14 protein-coding genes are annotated in these 16260 nt (G+C 73.8%); 8 read left to right on the forward strand and 6 right to left on the reverse strand.

Annotated features, from left to right (window positions below; translation table 11 throughout):
- Positions 1–12: 12 nt before the first annotated feature.
- Positions 13–1236 (reverse strand): bifunctional glycosyltransferase family 2/GtrA family protein, encoded by a 1224-nt coding sequence (locus tag ABUL08_RS09620; protein ID WP_350936603.1) that lies wholly within the window; start codon positions 1234–1236, stop codon positions 13–15.
- A 101-nt stretch (positions 1237–1337) separates the two neighbouring features.
- Here ABUL08_RS09620 and ABUL08_RS09625 point away from each other — a divergent pair, with 101 nt between their 5' ends.
- On the forward strand, positions 1338–2033 hold the full coding sequence (locus ABUL08_RS09625; protein WP_350936605.1) for a response regulator transcription factor: 696 nt from the start codon (positions 1338–1340) through the stop codon (positions 2031–2033).
- Positions 2030–3424 carry a HAMP domain-containing sensor histidine kinase gene (locus tag ABUL08_RS09630; RefSeq protein WP_350936606.1) on the forward strand — a complete coding sequence of 465 codons (1395 nt, stop codon included), beginning with the start codon at positions 2030–2032 and terminating at the stop codon, positions 3422–3424. Before ABUL08_RS09625 ends, ABUL08_RS09630 begins: the two co-directional genes overlap by 4 nt.
- Positions 3425–3507: 83 nt before the next feature.
- Here ABUL08_RS09630 and ABUL08_RS09635 read toward each other — a convergent pair whose 3' ends face one another.
- Positions 3508–4419 carry an SDR family oxidoreductase gene (locus tag ABUL08_RS09635; protein ID WP_350936608.1) on the reverse strand — a complete coding sequence of 304 codons (912 nt, stop codon included), beginning with the start codon at positions 4417–4419 and terminating at the stop codon, positions 3508–3510.
- A gap of 56 nt (positions 4420–4475) precedes the next feature.
- Between ABUL08_RS09635 and ABUL08_RS09640 the strand changes: the two genes are divergently transcribed.
- Entirely contained in the window at positions 4476–4847 is a 372-nt protein-coding gene (locus tag ABUL08_RS09640) for a winged helix-turn-helix transcriptional regulator (protein ID WP_350936609.1), read from the forward strand.
- Between the two features lie 12 nt (positions 4848–4859).
- Here the strand turns inward: ABUL08_RS09640 and ABUL08_RS09645 are convergent, their stop codons facing one another.
- Entirely contained in the window at positions 4860–5861 is a 1002-nt protein-coding gene (locus tag ABUL08_RS09645; protein ID WP_350936611.1) for a CPBP family intramembrane glutamic endopeptidase, read from the reverse strand.
- 165 nt (positions 5862–6026) lie between these two features.
- On the opposite strand from ABUL08_RS09645, the gene ABUL08_RS09650 reads away from it, so the two are divergent.
- From ABUL08_RS09650 to ABUL08_RS09665, 4 genes are all read left to right on the forward strand, one after another.
- Positions 6027–6728 carry a response regulator transcription factor gene (locus ABUL08_RS09650; RefSeq protein WP_350936613.1) on the forward strand — a complete coding sequence of 234 codons (702 nt, stop codon included), beginning with the start codon at positions 6027–6029 and terminating at the stop codon, positions 6726–6728.
- Positions 6725–7807 carry an ATP-binding protein gene (locus ABUL08_RS09655; protein WP_350936614.1) on the forward strand — a complete coding sequence of 361 codons (1083 nt, stop codon included), beginning with the start codon at positions 6725–6727 and terminating at the stop codon, positions 7805–7807. The genes ABUL08_RS09650 and ABUL08_RS09655 overlap by 4 nt, the downstream gene beginning before the upstream one ends.
- A gap of 105 nt (positions 7808–7912) precedes the next feature.
- Positions 7913–8077, forward strand: a complete 165-nt coding sequence (locus ABUL08_RS09660) for a hypothetical protein (protein WP_350936616.1) — start codon at positions 7913–7915, stop codon at positions 8075–8077.
- A 260-nt stretch (positions 8078–8337) separates the two neighbouring features.
- Positions 8338–8661 (forward strand): hypothetical protein, encoded by a 324-nt coding sequence (locus tag ABUL08_RS09665; protein WP_350936618.1) that lies wholly within the window; start codon positions 8338–8340, stop codon positions 8659–8661.
- A 182-nt stretch (positions 8662–8843) separates the two neighbouring features.
- Here ABUL08_RS09665 and ABUL08_RS09670 read toward each other — a convergent pair whose 3' ends face one another.
- Both ABUL08_RS09670 and ABUL08_RS09675 read right to left on the reverse strand, forming a co-directional pair.
- Complete coding sequence (locus tag ABUL08_RS09670; RefSeq protein WP_350936620.1) at positions 8844–10103, reverse strand: hypothetical protein; 1260 nt, start codon at positions 10101–10103, stop codon at positions 8844–8846.
- 603 nt (positions 10104–10706) lie between these two features.
- Positions 10707–11288, reverse strand: a complete 582-nt coding sequence (locus tag ABUL08_RS09675) for a PLL family lectin (RefSeq protein WP_350936622.1) — start codon at positions 11286–11288, stop codon at positions 10707–10709.
- A 164-nt stretch (positions 11289–11452) separates the two neighbouring features.
- Between ABUL08_RS09675 and ABUL08_RS09680 the strand changes: the two genes are divergently transcribed.
- Positions 11453–14290, forward strand: coding sequence for an AfsR/SARP family transcriptional regulator (locus ABUL08_RS09680; protein ID WP_350936625.1), 2838 nt, complete (start codon positions 11453–11455; stop codon positions 14288–14290).
- Positions 14291–14879: 589 nt separating this feature from the next.
- Here the strand turns inward: ABUL08_RS09680 and ABUL08_RS09685 are convergent.
- Positions 14880–16244, reverse strand: coding sequence for an FAD-dependent oxidoreductase (locus tag ABUL08_RS09685; RefSeq protein ID WP_350936627.1), 1365 nt, complete (start codon positions 16242–16244; stop codon positions 14880–14882).
- Positions 16245–16260: the final 16 nt, after the last annotated feature.

Raw genomic sequence — 16260 nt, forward strand, 5'->3', positions numbered from 1 at the left:
ACGATGGCGGGGTCAGCGCGCGGAGCGGAACACCCACGAGCGGAACAGCAGGAAGCGCAGCACCGTGGCGGCGAGGTTGGCGCAGACGAGCACGGTGATCTCCACCAGGTGCGACCCGGTCCCGCCGGCCGCGGCCAGCACGGCCAGGGAGCCGCTGGTCAGGCCGAGCCCCAGGGCGAAGACCAGGAGGCCCTGCGCCTGGTGGGACACCGCACCGCCGCTGCCGCGGATGCCGAAGGTGACCCGGCGGTTGAGCGCGGTGTTGGCGATGGCGGTCACGAGCAGCGCCACCAGGTTGGCCGGCTGGGCCGGCACGCCCTGCCGCAGCAGCGCGTAGAGCAGCAGGTAGGCGAGGGTGGAGGCCACGCCCACGGCCGCGAAGCGGACCAGCTGCCCGCCGAGGCGGGCCGGCACGCCCGGGGTGAGGGGTTCGCGGCCGAGGTCGTGGCGGAGTTCGCCGATGGGCAGCCGTCCCGAGGACAGGGCCCGGCCGAGGCGCCAGATGCCGCGTACGTCGTCGAGGGCGGTGCGCGCGATGTCGACCCGGCTGTCCGGGTCGTCGACCCAGTCGACCGGCACCTCGTGGATGCGCAGCCCCGCCTGCTGGGCGAGGACGAGGAGTTCGGTGTCGAAGAACCAGCCGGTGTCCTGCACGAGGGGCAGCAGCCGCTGGGCCACGTCGGCGCGGATCGCCTTGAAGCCGCACTGGGCGTCACTGAAGCGGACGCCCAACGTGCCGCGCAGGATCAGGTTGTAGCCGCGCGAGATCACCTCGCGTTTCGGGCCGCGAACGACCCGCGACCCGCGGGCCAGCCGGCTGCCGATGGCCACGTCCGAGTGGCCGGACACCAGCGGCGCCACCAGCGGCAGCAGGCCCGCCAGGTCGGTGGAGAGGTCCACGTCCATGTACGCGAGGACGGTGGCCTCGGAGCGCGACCACACCGCGTGCAGGGCCCGGCCCCGGCCCTTCTCCTCCAACCGCACGACCCGGACGGCCGGGAACTCGGCGGCGAGCCGGGCCGCCACCTGCGGGGTGGCGTCGACGCTGGCGTTGTCGGCAACGGTGATCCGGAACTCGTACGGGAAGGTCTCGGTGAGGTACCGGTGCAGCCGCCGCACGCACGGGTCGAGGTCGTTCTCCTCGTTGTGGACCGGGATGACGACGTCGAGCACGGTCACCCGCGGCGGGGCGGGCGGCTGCCGGACGGGCCGGCCGGCCGGGGTCGTGAGTGGCATGGGATCAGCCTGGGCGGCGGCCGTGAGAGCAGGTCCAGCGCGCGCTAAGAACTGCCTAAGAAAACGGCGCCCCCGGGCCGGGCCGTTCCTATGGTTGCCTCGTGAGAAGCCGTTTCCAGGTCCTGTTGGCTGACGACGACCGGGCCGTCCGTGACGCCCTCGAACGGGCGTTGCGCTTCGAGGGGTACGCGATCGAGGTCGCCGCGGACGGCGAGGACGCCCTGCGGCGGGCCGCCGCGGGCTCCCCGGACCTGATCGTGCTGGACGTCATGATGCCCCGCCTCGACGGCCTGGAGACGTGCCGGCGCCTGCGCACGATGGGCGACCACACGCCGGTGCTCATGCTGACGGCCCGCGACGCGATCGGTGACCGGGTCGCGGGCCTGGACGCCGGCGCCGACGACTACCTGGTCAAACCGTTCGCGTTGCAGGAGCTGCTGGCCCGGGTGCGGGCCCTGCTGCGCCGCGTGGCCGGTGGCGACGCCGGGCGGTCCGACGCGGCCCGGGTGGGCGACCTGTGGCTGGACCGCCGCTCCCGCCGGGTGCGGTGGCGCGACGTCCCGGTCGAGCTGACCAGGACGGAGTTCAACCTGCTGCAGACCCTGTTCGACCACGCCGGTCAGGTGCTGAGCCGCCGACAGATCTTCGAGCTCGTGTGGGGCTACGACCTCGACCGCACCTCCAACAGTCTCGACGTCTACGTCGGGTACCTGCGGCGCAAGCTGGAGGCGGCCGGTGCCCCCCGTCTCGTGCACACCGTCCGCGGCGTCGGCTTCGTGCTCCGCGAGGACGCGTGAGACGGCGCCGGCGGTCGATGCAGGCCCGGCTCGCGCTGATCGTCGCGGTCGCGGTCACCGGCACGGCCGTGCTGGTCTGCGCCCTGGCCTGGCTCGCGGTGCGCCGTACCCTGATCGACCAGGCCGACCAGGAGCTGCGGACCATCTCCCAGGGACCGGTGGCACGGATCGACCCGGCGACCATCCCGGACATCCCGGACAGCCCGCTGAACGGGCCCACGGCCGTGCAGATCCGGGCCCGGCTGGCCGACGGGCGCACCGTGCTGACCAGCCCGCAGATCGCGCCGCTGCCCTTCGGCGCCCGCGAGGAGGCGGTCGCCGCCGGCCGGGTCTCCTCGGCGCGCTACACGACCAGCGTCCCGGCGGGCCGGTTCCGGGTGCTCGTGGTGCCCGGCGTCAACGGCTCGACGCTGCAGTTCGCCCGGTCGCTGCGGGACGCGGACACCACGCTGCGGCACATCGGGGTCGTGATGCTCGTCCTGGTCGTGGGGGCCGCGGCATCCGCCGCGCTGGCCGGCCGGGTGATGGGGCGCGCCGGGCTCGCGCCGGTGCACCGGCTGACCCGGGCGGCCACCCGGGTCGCGGACACCCAGGATCTCGACCACCCGATCGCGGTGGACGGCGACGACGAGGTGGGGCAGCTCGGGAGGGCGTTCAACCGCATGTTGACGGCGCTGGGCCGCGCGCGGAGGGCCCAGCAGGACCTCATCGAGGACGCCGCCCACGAGTTGCGCACCCCGATGGCGAGCATGCGCACCAACGTCGAGCTGCTGATCCACGCGGGCGACCGGCTCGGCGCGGCCGACCGCGGCGCGCTGCTGCGGGACCTGGACCGGCAGAGCGTCGAGCTGTCCGACCTGGTGGCCGACCTCGTCGACCTGGCCCGGTCGACCGGTGTCGAGGAGGCGCCGGTACCGCTGGATCTGGCGGAGGTGGCGGCGGGTGCGGTGGACCGGGCGCGGGCCCGGACGCCGTACGCCGACTACGCGCTCGTCACCCGGCCGGCGGCGGTCGTCGGCCGGCCGGCCGCCCTGGAACGGGCGGTGGTGAACCTGCTGGACAATGCGGTCAAGTTCGGCCCGCCCACGCAGACGGTGGAGGTGACCGTGACGGGTCCGCCCGGCGGCCCGGTGGAGCTGACCGTGGCGGACCGGGCGCCCACGATCCCGTCCGCCGAGCGGGAACGGATCTTCCACCGGTTCCACCGACTGGACACGTCCCGCGCGGTGCCCGGGTCGGGCCTGGGGCTGGCGATCGTCGCCCAGACGGTGGCCAGCCACGAGGGCACCGTCGACGTGCTTGCCCGTTCCGGCGGCGGGAACGTCTTCCGGCTGCGCTTCCCGGCCGGGCCGGTGCCGACGGAACCGGGGCGCGGGCCGGCCGAGGGGTGACACGCGCGGCAGCGCGAGGTGCCTGCGCCGCCGTCCGGGTCGCCGGGTGTACGTACGCCCGGCGACCCGGGGGCGGCAGCCGCTCAGCTCTCGGGCCCGGCAGGCCAGGACTGCCGTCCCGCCCAGGCTCGCAGGGTCGTCGGCCCGGTCGTGATCAGGGCCGGGTCCGGGCCCGGCAGCGCGGGCGCTCCGGGCGGCGGCGGCGCGTAGAAGCCGGCGATGCCCGCGGCCGCCTCCGGGCCGATGTGCGGGGCGAGCATCCGCTCGTACTCGTCGGTGCCGATGGTGCGCCACCGCACCGGCCGGCCGAGGGCGGCCGACAGCTCGGCCGCCGCCGCGTCGCCGGTGAGGGGCTGGGGCCCGGCGATCACCTGCCGCGCCGGCGGCGCCGGAACGGTGAGGCTCGCGGCGATGCCGTCGGCGAGGTCGTCGAGGGCGACCCAGGGCATCGGCACCTCGGCGGGCAGCGGGTAGGCCAGTTCCCCGGCGGCGACCCGCGGCGCCGACCAGGGCGCCGACAGGTTCTCCAGGTAGCCCCCGGCGGGTCCCACCACGGCGGCGACGGGAACGACGTCGGGGAGCCGGGCCGCCAGGACTGCGCGGGCGTCGAGGTAGGGCACGCCGACCGGCGCCGGCACCAGCGGGCCGCCCGTGTTGAACACCGCGCGCGGGACAGCGGCGTCGCCCAGCGCGGCGAGCACCGCCTCCGCCTGCGGCACCGCCCGCTCCCCGGCGAAGACCAGGGGGAGGTGGACGACGACGGCGTCCGCGCCGGTGTAGGCCCGTCGGAGCGAGTCCGGGTCGAGCAGGTCGGCCGCCACCGGCTGCACGCCGGTGGGGAAGGTGGCGGCGAGCCGCCGGGGGTCGCGGACGGCGGCGCGGACCCGGTGCCCGGCGGCGAGGAGCCGGCGTACGACGGGGGCGCCCTGGGTTCCGGTGGCGCCGTGCACCACCACGGTGAGGGGGCCGGTGGGCGGGATTTCGGTCGAGGTCATGCCCGGACGTTAGTTCCTCCTTGGCACCAGTACCCAGGACCGCGCATAGTGTGCGTATGGAAACCAAGGCCCGAGCGGCCGATCCGCGTACCGCGCCCACCGCAGCGGGTGACGACTGGACCGAGGTGCCGGCGAGCGGCTGCGGTGTGGAACGCACCCTGCGCGTCCTCGACGGCAAGTGGACCACCCTGATCGTGCGCGAGCTGCTCACCGGGCCGAGGCGCTTCGGGGAGCTACGCGCCGCCCTGGGCGAGCCGAGTGCCAAGACCATCACCGACCGACTGCGCGCCCTCGAACATCAGGGCATCCTCACCCGCACCGTCCACGCGGAGGTGCCGCCCCGCGTGGTGTACGCCCTGACGGACCGTGGCCGCAGCCTGCGGAGCGTCCTGGACGCCATGCTGGTGTGGGGCGAGCAGCAGGGTTGACCACCGGCCCGGTTACTCCTCCCGGTGGCCACCCGGGCGCACCCCGAGCCGCCCCCGGGTGGCCACCGTCACGCCCACCGCGACGACCGCCAACGGGATCAGCAGGTTGACCTCGCTGGTGAGGTAGGCGCCTAGACCGTCACCGAAGACGAAGCCGCCGAGCCGCACCGAGTCGTTGGACAGGCCGTGCATGGCGACCGCCAGGATCGTCGCGCCGCCGGCCCGGTTGAAGAAGTACGTCATGACCACGGTCAGCGCGACGAACTTGGCGGTGAGGACGGCGACGAGCGGTATCGCACCCCACCCGTAGCCCACGAGGTCGAACTTGACCGGCAGATGCCAGCCCGCCCACATCAGGCCGAGCAGCACCGAGCCGGCCAGCGGGCCGTGGCGACGCTGGAGCAGGGGCAGGGCGAAACCACGCCAGCCGTTCTCCTCGAAGACCGCCCCGCCGTCGAGGAACATGGCGACGAGCAAGCCCAGCAGGAACGGCCAGAGCAGCGGGCGGACGTTCCACACGAAGCCGTTGTCGCGGGCGGTCAGGGCGTTGAGGCCCGCCGTGGCGAGGTTCATGGCGCTGAACACGACGGTGACCTGGAGCCAGATCACCAGACCGCGCCGCCGGCCGACGGCCGGCGCCCAGCACCGCCAGCGGCGCCCCACCCGGCGCAGGTGGTCACCGCCGGCCAGCAGCCCGACGACCAGGACCGCGAGGTCGGGCGCCGCGACCTGCACGACGGAGAGGCCGACCCCGGCCAGCGCCCGCGGGTCGGCCAGCACCAGGCGGACCGCGCCGACCAGGTCGGTGTTGAAGTCGGTCCCCGTCGCGGTGAGGGCCGCGTCGAGGCCCGCCTGCGCGCCGCTGAACAGGAAGACGGGTATGACCACCAGCTCGATGGCGACCGCGATCACCCAGAACCAGGCCACCGGCCGGCGGGCCACCCCGTCGCGCCAGCGCCGACCGGCGGCGCGGGCCGGCACGGCGTCATTGCGCACCTCGGCTGTCCGGGACATCGTCATCTCCTCCTCCGCTCCCCGTGGTGGGGAGCCGCCCGGACGCTAGGCCGCCGGTGCGCAGGGGCTGCCCAGGCCGTGTCGAGATCCCGTGCAGATCGGCCTTCACCGGATCTCGACGGAACGTCACCGTGGTCTCCGAACGCCCGGCCTACGATCGGGGGCGTGCCGGACGTACGCCGACTGCTGGTGGTGGAGGACGAGCCCGACGTGCGCGAGGTACTGGCCTCCTACCTACGGCGGGACGGTCACGCGGTGACGGCCACCGGCCACGGCGGCGACGCCTGGCAGCTGTTCCGGCGCGAACGCCCCAACCTCGTGGTCCTCGACGTGCTGCTGCCGGGCGTGGACGGCTTCGAAGTGCTGCGCCGCATCCGCGCCGACGGTGACGTGCCCGTCATCATGGTGACCGCGCGCGACGAGGACGTGGACAGGCTCGTCGGCCTGCGGATGGGCGCCGACGACTACGTGGTGAAGCCGTTCAACCCGGCCGAGGTGGCCGCCCGGGTGGCCGCCGTCCTGCGCCGCTGCGGCGGCGGCCCGGCCGGCGGCGGCGACCTCATCCGTCTCGGCCCGCTCACGCTCGATCCGGACGCCACCGAGGCGGTCGTGGCCGGGACACCGCTGCCGCTGACGGCCACCGAGTACCGGCTGCTGCTGCACCTCGCCCGGCATCCGCGCCGCACGCTCAGCCGGGCGCAGCTGCGGGCGGCCGTGCTGCCGGACTCCGCCGCGCTGGACCGCGTCGTCGACGCCCACCTGACGAACCTGCGGCGCAAGCTCACCGACGCGGGTGTCCCCGGCAGCCTCATCGACACCGTCCGCGGCATCGGCTACCGCCTCACCCCGCCACCGGAGCAGCGGTGAGGAGCATCCGCGTACGCCTGACCCTGGCCTTCGCCGTCGTCGCCCTGATCACCGCGGCCGCCGCGCTCAACCTGGCCCTGGTCTACTTCGAGCGCCGTCTCGCCGGGCTGCCGCCGGACGTGGCGTCCCAGGTGGACCGGCGCCTGTCGCTGGCCGGCGGCGACTTCGACGGCTTCCGGGAGCTCTCCGCCGTGGTCGCCGTCAGCCTCGCCTGCGGGCTGGTGGCGGCGGTGCTGCTGGCCCGGCGGTTGAGCCGGCCGCTGCGCGCGCTCAGCGGCGCCGCCCGCCGGGTGGCCGGCGGTGACCTGGCCGCCCGCGCCGACGTCCGCAGCGGGCGGGACGAGCTGGGCGCCCTGGTCACCGACTTCAACGCGATGGCCGCCACCCTGGAGGCGTGGGAGCACGAACGGCGGGTGACCAGCGCGGCCATCGCCCACGAGCTGCGGACGCCGCTGGCCGCGCTCACCGCCCGCCTCCAGGCGCTGCACGACGGGGTGCTGCGCTGGGACGAGCAGGAGCCGGCCCGGCTGTTGCGGCACACCGACGTGCTCGCCCGGCTGGTGGAGGACCTGCGGACGCTGAGCCTCGCCGACGCCGGGCGGCTGCGCCTGCGCCGACGCCGCACCGACCTGCGGGCGACGGTCGCGGAGGCGGTCACCGGGCACGGGGCGCTCGCGGCGGCCCGCGGCGTCGCGCTGACGCTCACCGGTCTGCCGGACGGGCCGGCGCTGACCGACGTGGACGTCGACCGGATCGGGCAGGTGCTCGCCAACGTGCTGGCGAACGCGATCCGGCACACGCCACCGGGGGGCGGCGTCACGGTCGCCGTCGGTGCCGGTCCCGGGCGGGTGGCGGTGACGGTCGACGACTCCGGCCCGGGCGTCCCCGCCGACCAGCGGGAACGCGTCTTCGACCGGTTCGCGCGGCTCGGCTCCCCCGAGCCCGGTGACGGCGGCAGCGGCCTCGGGCTGGCCGTCGCGCAGGCACTGGTGCGCGGACATGGCGGGTCGATCACGATGGACGCGGCACCGGCGGGGGGCGCCCGGGTGGAGATCCTGCTGCCGACCGCCCCCGCCTGACCCCGTCCCCGGCGCGGCGACGAGACGTTCCGGTTCACGGCGGGCACCGTCTTCGCGCCGTACTACCCCTCCAGTCCCGAGGACGTGGTGGGGGTCGCGGGCACGATGACGTGGGTCGTCGGCGGGAGGACGCACTACCTCGGTCCCGGCGACTTCCGCTACCACCCGGCTCGGGCCGTGCACCACGGCCAGTGCCTGCCCGGCGCCGAGTGCGTCTTCCACGTCCGCGACGACAAGGCCTACGACATCCATCCGGCGGACGGCTCCTGACCCCGACGGCCGGCCGCTGACGTACCCGCCGGTGGCCGGCTCAGCCGTCGGCGGCCCGGCGCCCGGTGGCGGGCACCGGTCGGCCCCGTGCCGGTGGCGCACCTGCCACCACGAGAGAGGTCACCGATCGGGGACTGACAGGCGATGACGTGATCGATAGCTTCTGGGCGAAAGGTGAGGCTGTGGCCTTTTCCGCCGACCGACGGCACGAGTGCGCGCCGCCGCCGGCCGCAGTCACCGACCCCGACAGGAGGACCTTCATGACCAGGACCCGCAGGACGATGACCGCCCTCGCCGCCGCGGCGTTGGCCGTCACGGCGGCGACGGCTGCCGCCTCCCCGGCACAGGCCGCCAACATCCAGTACTTCTCGGGCTACTCGACAGCGGTGATCGGTGGCGGACCCGGCAACACCATCGAGGACGCGCTCCTCCGCGCCCAGGCCAACGCCGAGGCGAGCATGCACGCCTACGAGCAGCAGTTCGGCAAGACCTGCCTGGTGACCTACCGCGACGGCAACTGGCAGAGTGGCGGCGGCTACGGCGTCATCCTCGCCGACTACCAGATCACCGCCAACTGCGTCTGATCACCGCCGCCCCGGCAGCGCGCCGCCGCTGCGCGCGCTCCCGGGGCGGCCACGGACGTCCCACCGCCGTCACGGCGCGACGCGCACCGGGGTGAGGCTCGCGGCGTCCCGCGTCACGGCGCGACGCGCACCGGGGTGAGGCTCGCGGCGTCCCGCCGACCGGGGCGCGCCCGGCTCGCCGGTCAGTCGCGGATCGGGGGCGCGGCCGGGGCACGGCGGGTGCCGCCCCCGCCGATCGTGCCGGGCGAGTTGTTGTCGACCACCTGGATGACGCCGAGCATCCGGTTGACGGCGTCCTGGAGGGGCCGGTACCGGGAGATGTCCGTGCCGTGGCGACGCTGGAACTCCGTCTTGGCCGACATCTCCACGCAGAGCGTGTTGTAGTCCCAGCCGGTGGTGTCGACAACGTACGCGCCGAAGTCCTGAAGGGCGTGGAAGATCTTCAGCGCCACCGGATCGGTGATCTTCAACTGCTCGGGTGTGACATCCGGCCGGATCGCCAGCAGGGAGCCCATCCGCAGGGCCTTGCTGCGACCCTTGTAGTCGGTGGGTGCCACGGAGTCGGCCAGGCTGGCCGGCCAGCGGAAGCCACCGGTCGCCCTGTCGTGGTAGAGCCAGTTGCCCCACAGGTCGACCTTCAGCGCGTGCCGGATCGGGCCGTCGCCGGTCAGCTCACCCTCGCGGATGCTGCCGCCGATGCTGGACAGCCCCGAGCCGAGGTGGCCGCCGTTGATGCCGTCGCCGTAGATGTCCTGCTTCGCCACCCGGTAGCCGTAGAGAGGGGCGCCGGGGCGGCAGCGGGCGGTGACGTTGAACTGGTGCAGGGTGCGCCCGTCGGGGTCGAGGAACGCCGAGGAGTTGTTCGGGGTGGCGTACGGGGTGGTCGTCGCGTCCGGGATGACCAGGTCCTTCGGTACGCGCACGGGGCGGCCCAGCTCCGGATGCCACTGCGCCTGCGGCTGCGGGATGCTCCCGGTGCAGCGGCCCTTCGTGAACGAGGCGTACCGGTAGGTGGGCACCTGGGGGTCCCGGGCGGAGGTGACCACGAACCAGTCCTCGTCGGTGCCGAGCCCCTTCGAGCCGATCCGCACCGGCACGTACCGGGCGCCGGAGCCGATGGGGGTGTTCCAGATGCTGCCGGCGGCGAAGGGCCAGGTCAGCTTGGACCGGCTGGCCGGGACGGGCAGGTAGCGCGAGCCGGCGGTGGCGCCCGCGCGGGTGGGGCTCGTGCTCGTGACGGGGGCCCGGCCCAGGCCGCTGGTGCCCTCGCCGGCGGCGGGCGGTGAGGCGGTCCCGGCCCGTGGCCCGGCGGCAGCCGGCTGCGAGCCGGCCGCGCCGGCCGGCGCGGCGACGGACGTCCCGCCCCGGTCACCGCAGGCGGTGACGGCCAGCAGGACCATGGCGGTGACCAGGGCGGCGTACGGGCGTGCGGCGTTCGGCATCGTCTTCCCTCCTGAAGCGACGCAGATGCTACGGACGGCACCGGCCGTCCGCCCCGGACCGACGGAATGCTCACATCGGGCCGGGAATCGGTGACGCAACGGGCGTCCGCGCGTCAGGAGGTGGTCAGGACAGCGGTGGCCGGGACGCGCGCAGCGCGGCGGGTCGCAGGGTCGACATGCTGAATGCGGGCTGGTCAGCAGCCTGGGCGGCCTCACCAAGGCCTGCCGGCTGCTGCTCACCACCCCGTTCGAAACCTGGCACGGGCTACTCACGACGCCGACGTTCCACGTCCCGATCACCACCGGCGTGCTGGTCGGCGCTGGTCTGCGCGACGCGGAGCAGAGTCCTCCGCAGTAGCCCGGCACTCCACGCTCGCATCGTCCGCCCGGCGCGGACAGCCGATGCAAGGCCAACTGGCGACGACCTGACCGTTCGCCCAGGCCGGTGAGGTGCTGGCCCGGCGCTGGCGGGTCGCGGTCGGCCCGTACCGGCGGTTCATGCTGGCCTTGGACCGCGTCGCCGAGGCCGACAAGCCGAGTGGGGCCGGCACTGTGCGGTGCCGGCCCCACCCGCTGCGCCAGCCCGTCACCGGGCGGGCCAGCCTACTGCCAGTAGTCCCGCCAGCAGCAGTTCGGCTTGTCCTGCCACTTGTAGTGCAGGGCGTTGTCGACGCCGGTCACCTTCACGCGGATGGTGCCGCCGTTGTTGGAGAAGTAGTCCGCGTACACCCCCGTGTACGCCTTCAGCGCGCCGCCCAGCGATGCCCAACCACTCCAGTCGCCACCCGGCGTGAGCTGCCATTTGTGGTTCAGGTCGCCACCGGCCGCCCGGCCGAAGATCTCCAGGCGACCGTCCTGGTTGTGGCTGACCCCGACACCACTGGAGACCCTCCCGCCGAGGCTCCAGTCCCCACTGGTGTACCCCGAGCCGGGGCTCGACTCCCAACGGTGCCAGACCGCCCCGTCACCGCCGACCCAGAACTGCTCCTTCCGCCCGTCCTTGTTGGTCTCCGTCACCGGCGCTCCTCCCCAGTCACCCGCGTAGGCGGGTTGCGGCACCACGATCAGCCCCGCCACCAGCACCGCGGCCGCCATCAGAGCCGCCCGCACCACATTCCGCCAGTTGGCGACCCTCCCCCGCCGTCCCAGGCCGGACCCGGCCCGGTCCGCTCGCATCATCTGCATCTGTCCCCGTCCCCTCGATCGACTCACGCCACGACCTCCGCGGCCCTGGGATCGATCCTGGACGGGACCGGCTGTCGAATTGCTGCCGAAACCTTGCCGTGCCGGGGCCTACCCCGTATCCCTGAAAATATCGAAGAAAAGCCATGCGATACGTCGGAGCGGATATGGTCAGCTTTCGCCTGCTGGGGCCGGTGACGGCCTGGGACCAGGACCAACAGATCGATCTTGGTCGGCCGAAACAGCGGAAGGTGCTCGCCGCCCTGCTCGTCAGCGCCGGCGTCGCCGTCAGCACCGACACCCTGGTGGACCGGGTCTGGGACGACCGCCCACCGGCACAGCCCCGAAAGGCGCTCCACGCTCACGTCTCCCGCCTGCGCGGCCTGCTCGGCAGGACCGGCGGCCCGGACGGGAGCCGGCCCCGGCTGGTCCGGCAGTCCGGCGGCTACGCCATCGACGTGGACCCGGCCAGCGTCGATCTGCATCACGCCAGGCGGCTGGTCGAACAGGCCCGTGCCCCCCGCACCGACGACCGAGACCGGGTGTCGTTGCTGCGGGCGGCGGTCGACCTGTGGCGGGAGGAGCCACTGGCCGGCATCTCCGGCCGGTGGGTCGAGCAGACCCGGCACGTCCTACGCCAGCAGCACCTCGACGCGGTCGTGGCGTGGGCGCGGACCGAGCTGCGGCTCGGTAACGGTACGGACCTCGTCACCCCGCTCACCCACCTCACCGGGGAGTATCCGCTGACCGAACCGCTCGTCGCGGCCCTGATGCGGGCACTGCACGCGGCGGGCCGGAGCGCCCAGGCCATCGACGTCTACACCACGGCCCGGCTCCGGCTCGCCGAGGAGTTGGGCACCGACCCAGGACGGGAACTCCAGGACCTGCACACCACGATCCTTCGCGGCGACCCGGTGACGGCTGTTGCCCGGCCAGCGACCGTACCGGTCGGCCCGCGCCCGGTCGCCCCGGCGCAACTGCCCGCCGCCGTGCTGGGCTTCACCGGCAGAGACAGCGCACAAGCGGCGCTGGACGGCACCGACGCCCGGGTCGTCGCCATCACCGGAGCACCGGGGATCGGCAAGACAGCACTCGCTGTCCACTGGGCACACCGGACGGCTGGCCGGTTCCCCGACGGCGTCCTCTTCCTGGACCTGCGCGGCTTCGACCCGACAGGCAACGCCGTCGATCCGGTCGAGGCACTCGGCACCCTGCTGGCGGGACTCGGGGTACCGGCCACCCGGTTGCCCGACGAGCTCGCCGCCCGTTCGGCGCTGTACCGCACCACGATCAGCGACAGACGCCTGCTCGTCGTGCTGGACAACGCGCGCCACGCCGAGCAGGTCCGCCCGCTGCTGCCGGCCGCGCCGGGCTGCCGCACGGTGGTGACCAGCCGCGACGATCTCACCGGCCTGGTCGCGGCGGACGGCGCCCACCCGGTCACGCTGGCGCCACTCGACCCGACCGCCGCCGAGAGCCTGCTGGCCGGCAAGATCGGCCGGGACCGGATCGACCGCGAACGCGACGCGGCCAGCGGCATTCTCGATCACTGCGCCGGCCTGCCGCTGGCGCTGGCCATCGCCGCCGCGCGGGCCGCCATTACGCCGACCTGGAGCCTCACCGAGCTGGCGGGCCAGTTGTTCACCAGGGACGCCGGTCTCGACGGGTTCGCCGGCCGCGACCCCCGCACCGACCTGCGCTCCGTGTTCTCCTGGTCCTACCTGGCCCTGGAAACCCTCACCAAAAGGATGTTCCGGCTGTCCGCCCTGCACCACGGCCCAGACCTCACCGTGCCAGTCGCGGCCAGTCTCACCGGAGCCACACCCGACGCGGCCCGCCGGGCCCTCGGCGAGCTGTGCGCGGCCCGGCTCGCGGACGAACACCGACCCGGCCGGTACCACACCCACGACCTGCTCCGCGCCTACGCCGCCGAACTGCTCCGCGTCCACGACCCGGTCGAGGAGCGTAGCGCGGCGGTCGGCCGATTACTCGCCCACTACCTCAGCACCGCGCACACCGCCACGGCCATCCTCGACCCACTCCGCGACCTGCCGTCGATGCCGCCCCCAGCGCCAGACGTGACGCGGGTCGCCATCGGCGACCGGAAACAGGCCCTGTCCTGGTTCCGTACCGAACACGCCGCCCTGGCGGCCACCGCCCGACAAGCCGCCATACTCGACCTGCCCGTCCAGGCATGGCAGCTCAGCTGGCATCTCGCCGGCTACTACGAAGCCCAGGGGTGGCGGAGCCAGTGGCGCGACCTGCAGCGTCACGCGCTGCGGCTCACCGAACGCATCGGCGATCCGGCGGTCACCGCACACACCCACCAGAACCTCGCCGCCGCCTGTGCGGCCCAACGCCGGCACACCGAAGCCGACCGGCACTTCGCCCGCGCCCTCGACCTGTTCATCGAAACCGGCGATCGGCCCGGACAGGCCCGCGTACACAGCGGCCTGGGGGTGATGGCCAGCCACCGCGGCCAACTCCAACGAGCCGTCGAACACACCGAACGGGCCCACCGGCTCTACACCGACGTCGGCGACCGGGTCGGCCTCGCCCGCACCCACAACAACCTCGCCGCCCTGCACACCGAGCTGGGGCAGTACCACGACGCGCTGCGGCACTGCCGCCTCGCGCTCCGACTGCATCAGGGACTGGACGACCGCGCCGGCAAGGCGTACCTGCTCGACAGCCTCGGCACCCTGCTCCACCGGCTCGGCCGATACCGCGCCGCCGTCACCTACCTCGAGGCCGCTGTCCAGGCCAGCGAGGAGAACGGCGTCATGCTGCCGCTGGCGTACGCCCTCGACCACCTCGGGGACGCGCACCTGGCCCTCGCCGACCCCGCTCGAGCCCGGCTGCACTGGCAGCGAGCCCGCGACCTCTTCGAGACGTTCGCCGGGCAGGACACCGGTGTCATCACCACCAAACTCGACGGGCTGGACGGTCGGCCGGGCGAGCCGGGCGGCGTTCGAGGATCCGTCCCGAGTACCGGCGCGACATGAGAGGCTGTAGATCTCGATCGAACCTTCGCGGTCGCGGTCTCCGGCTGCGGCACGTCCTCCTCGCAGGCGCGGGCAAGCCATCGCCGGCACACCATCGCGACGCTCCTCGACCAGGCCCACACCGGCATGCCAACCGTTGCCCCGATCACGCCGACAGGACCCGCGTGCGCCGAGTGCGACGCGAAAATGGTCACTGTCGGGCGGCACTCGAAGCTGGCGCCCACCGCGCCGTCGTCGCCGGCTGGACCGCCAAAAACCCAGGCCGGCCGCCGACGCGCCGAGCAACACCAGCACACGTCAGTCGAAGAGACCACCGACAGCCCCGCCCACTTCAGGGAGGAACAGACATCGCCGTCTGAGGGTGGCCCCTTGCGGACCGGCCGGAGGGCACGGGATGCACTCCCCCAGCGACCATCCCTCCGGCCTTGGCTGCCCCACCGGTCAGTCAGGCAGCACATCTGGGACCGCCCCACGACGCAACGGACAACGCCGAGTACGGGCTGCTGAGAGACACCCGGACCACAGTGAGAAGCACCGTTCAACAGCCGTCGTCAGGGAGTGGGGCAGGGCGTGCTGCCGGCCGACGCGCTCAGGGCCGCGCCGCCAGAGACGTGTCAGCGACCGGCGTGGCGGATGCGGGACGGCCGGTCCGCAGGACTCGCGCCAGGATGCCGAGGGAGAAGAGCTTCTGCGGTGGAGCGGTCAGGTTGGCGACGCTGAGGAATGCGTTGCCGACGACCGGGTCGACCGCGGCAGCCGCCTGCACCCGGGCCGCGTACGCGTTGACAAATCGCACCCGCGGGGGGCGATGTCCTCGTACCGACGGGAAGCGCAGGTCGGCACCGGTCGACATGTTCCACGCGACGTCCACCACTCGGGCGGTTCGGCGGAAGAACCGATTCGCCAGGTCACGGTCTCCGTCCCGCAGCGACTCCCGCAGCTCGACGGCCTCGCTCGCCGCCACCGTCATGCCCTGCGCGTACGTCGGATTGAACTGGCACAGGGCGTCCCCGAAGACGATGAGCCCGTCCGGGAACCGGTCCAGCCGCTCGTACCGGCGCCGGATGCTCGTCGGGATCCGCATCCGGCGTATCGCACTGACGGGCTCGACCTTTTGGAGCAGCTGGTGGAGCTCCGGTACCGGCAGTCGCGCGGCGAAGTCGGTGAAGCCCTCGTGATCGGCCGGAGGCAAGTCCTCGCCCATGCCGTAAAGGGTCACCATCCACCGGTCGCCTTCGGCAGCCAGGGCAACGCCGCCGCGAGGCACAGCGATCGTCGGGCCGACCACGATGCCGGCGACGTCGCTGTCGGACGGACCTCGACGGTAGTCCCGCGAGGCGTACACCACGTTCGTCTCGACCTCGTCCTGCGGCGCCGGTTCGTACCCGAGCTCGGTCAGCCAGGTCGCGCCGCGGTTGCCGCGCCCGGTCGCGTCCACCACCAGGTCGGCGGGCAACTCCACCGCGCCGGATGCGGAACCCCGCACGCGTACCCCGGTGACGCGGGACCGGGTGTCGTCGGCCAGCAGGCCCGTCACCTCAGACTCGGCTCTGAGCACCACGCCCGGCAGCGCGGCGACCCGGGAACGCAGGTACTCCTCCAGGGCTGGCCGGCTCACCGACACCCCGTGCAGGTCAGAGGGCGCCTGCCGCAGCCGCCACCCGTCGTGGTACGATCGGACGTCGTTCTGCACGTCGACCGGTACGGCGCCACGCGCGACCAGGTCCGCAGTCAACCCGGGGAAGAGTTCGTCGAGGATCTCGCGGCCTCTGGCGAGCAGGGCGTGTGGGTGGTGACCCTGGGGTACCCCACGACGCCCGATCTCGAGGCCGGGCAGCCTGTCCCGGTCGACGACGGTGACCGAGGCGAAGCCCTCGCTCAGGACGCGGGCTGCGAGCAGCCCGCCGATGCTCGCGCCGACGACGACGGCGCGGTGGTGCGTGTGGTCAGTCATGTGGTGAGAGTGGGCG

Source organism: Micromonospora sp. CCTCC AA 2012012, assembly GCF_040499845.1.
Taxonomy (GTDB): Bacteria; Actinomycetota; Actinomycetes; order Mycobacteriales; family Micromonosporaceae; genus Micromonospora; species Micromonospora mangrovi.

What these genes read in the sequence shown, in the direction of transcription:
- ABUL08_RS09620 (WP_350936603.1), bottom strand. Translation starts at nt 1,236, where the DNA reads ATGCCACTCACGACCCCGGCCGGCCGGCCCGTCCGGCAGCCGCCCGCC.
- ABUL08_RS09670 (WP_350936620.1), bottom strand. Translation starts at nt 10,103, where the DNA reads ATGCCGAACGCCGCACGCCCGTACGCCGCCCTGGTCACCGCCATGGTC.
- ABUL08_RS09640 (WP_350936609.1), top strand. Translation starts at nt 4,476, where the DNA reads ATGGAAACCAAGGCCCGAGCGGCCGATCCGCGTACCGCGCCCACCGCA.
- ABUL08_RS09660 (WP_350936616.1), top strand. Translation starts at nt 7,913, where the DNA reads ATGACGTGGGTCGTCGGCGGGAGGACGCACTACCTCGGTCCCGGCGAC.
- ABUL08_RS09665 (WP_350936618.1), top strand. Translation starts at nt 8,338, where the DNA reads ATGACCAGGACCCGCAGGACGATGACCGCCCTCGCCGCCGCGGCGTTG.
- ABUL08_RS09635 (WP_350936608.1), bottom strand. Translation starts at nt 4,419, where the DNA reads ATGACCTCGACCGAAATCCCGCCCACCGGCCCCCTCACCGTGGTGGTG.
- ABUL08_RS09685 (WP_350936627.1), bottom strand. Translation starts at nt 16,244, where the DNA reads ATGACTGACCACACGCACCACCGCGCCGTCGTCGTCGGCGCGAGCATC.
- ABUL08_RS09680 (WP_350936625.1), top strand. Translation starts at nt 11,453, where the DNA reads ATGGTCAGCTTTCGCCTGCTGGGGCCGGTGACGGCCTGGGACCAGGAC.
- ABUL08_RS09675 (WP_350936622.1), bottom strand. Translation starts at nt 11,288, where the DNA reads ATGCAGATGATGCGAGCGGACCGGGCCGGGTCCGGCCTGGGACGGCGG.
- ABUL08_RS09645 (WP_350936611.1), bottom strand. Translation starts at nt 5,861, where the DNA reads ATGTCCCGGACAGCCGAGGTGCGCAATGACGCCGTGCCGGCCCGCGCC.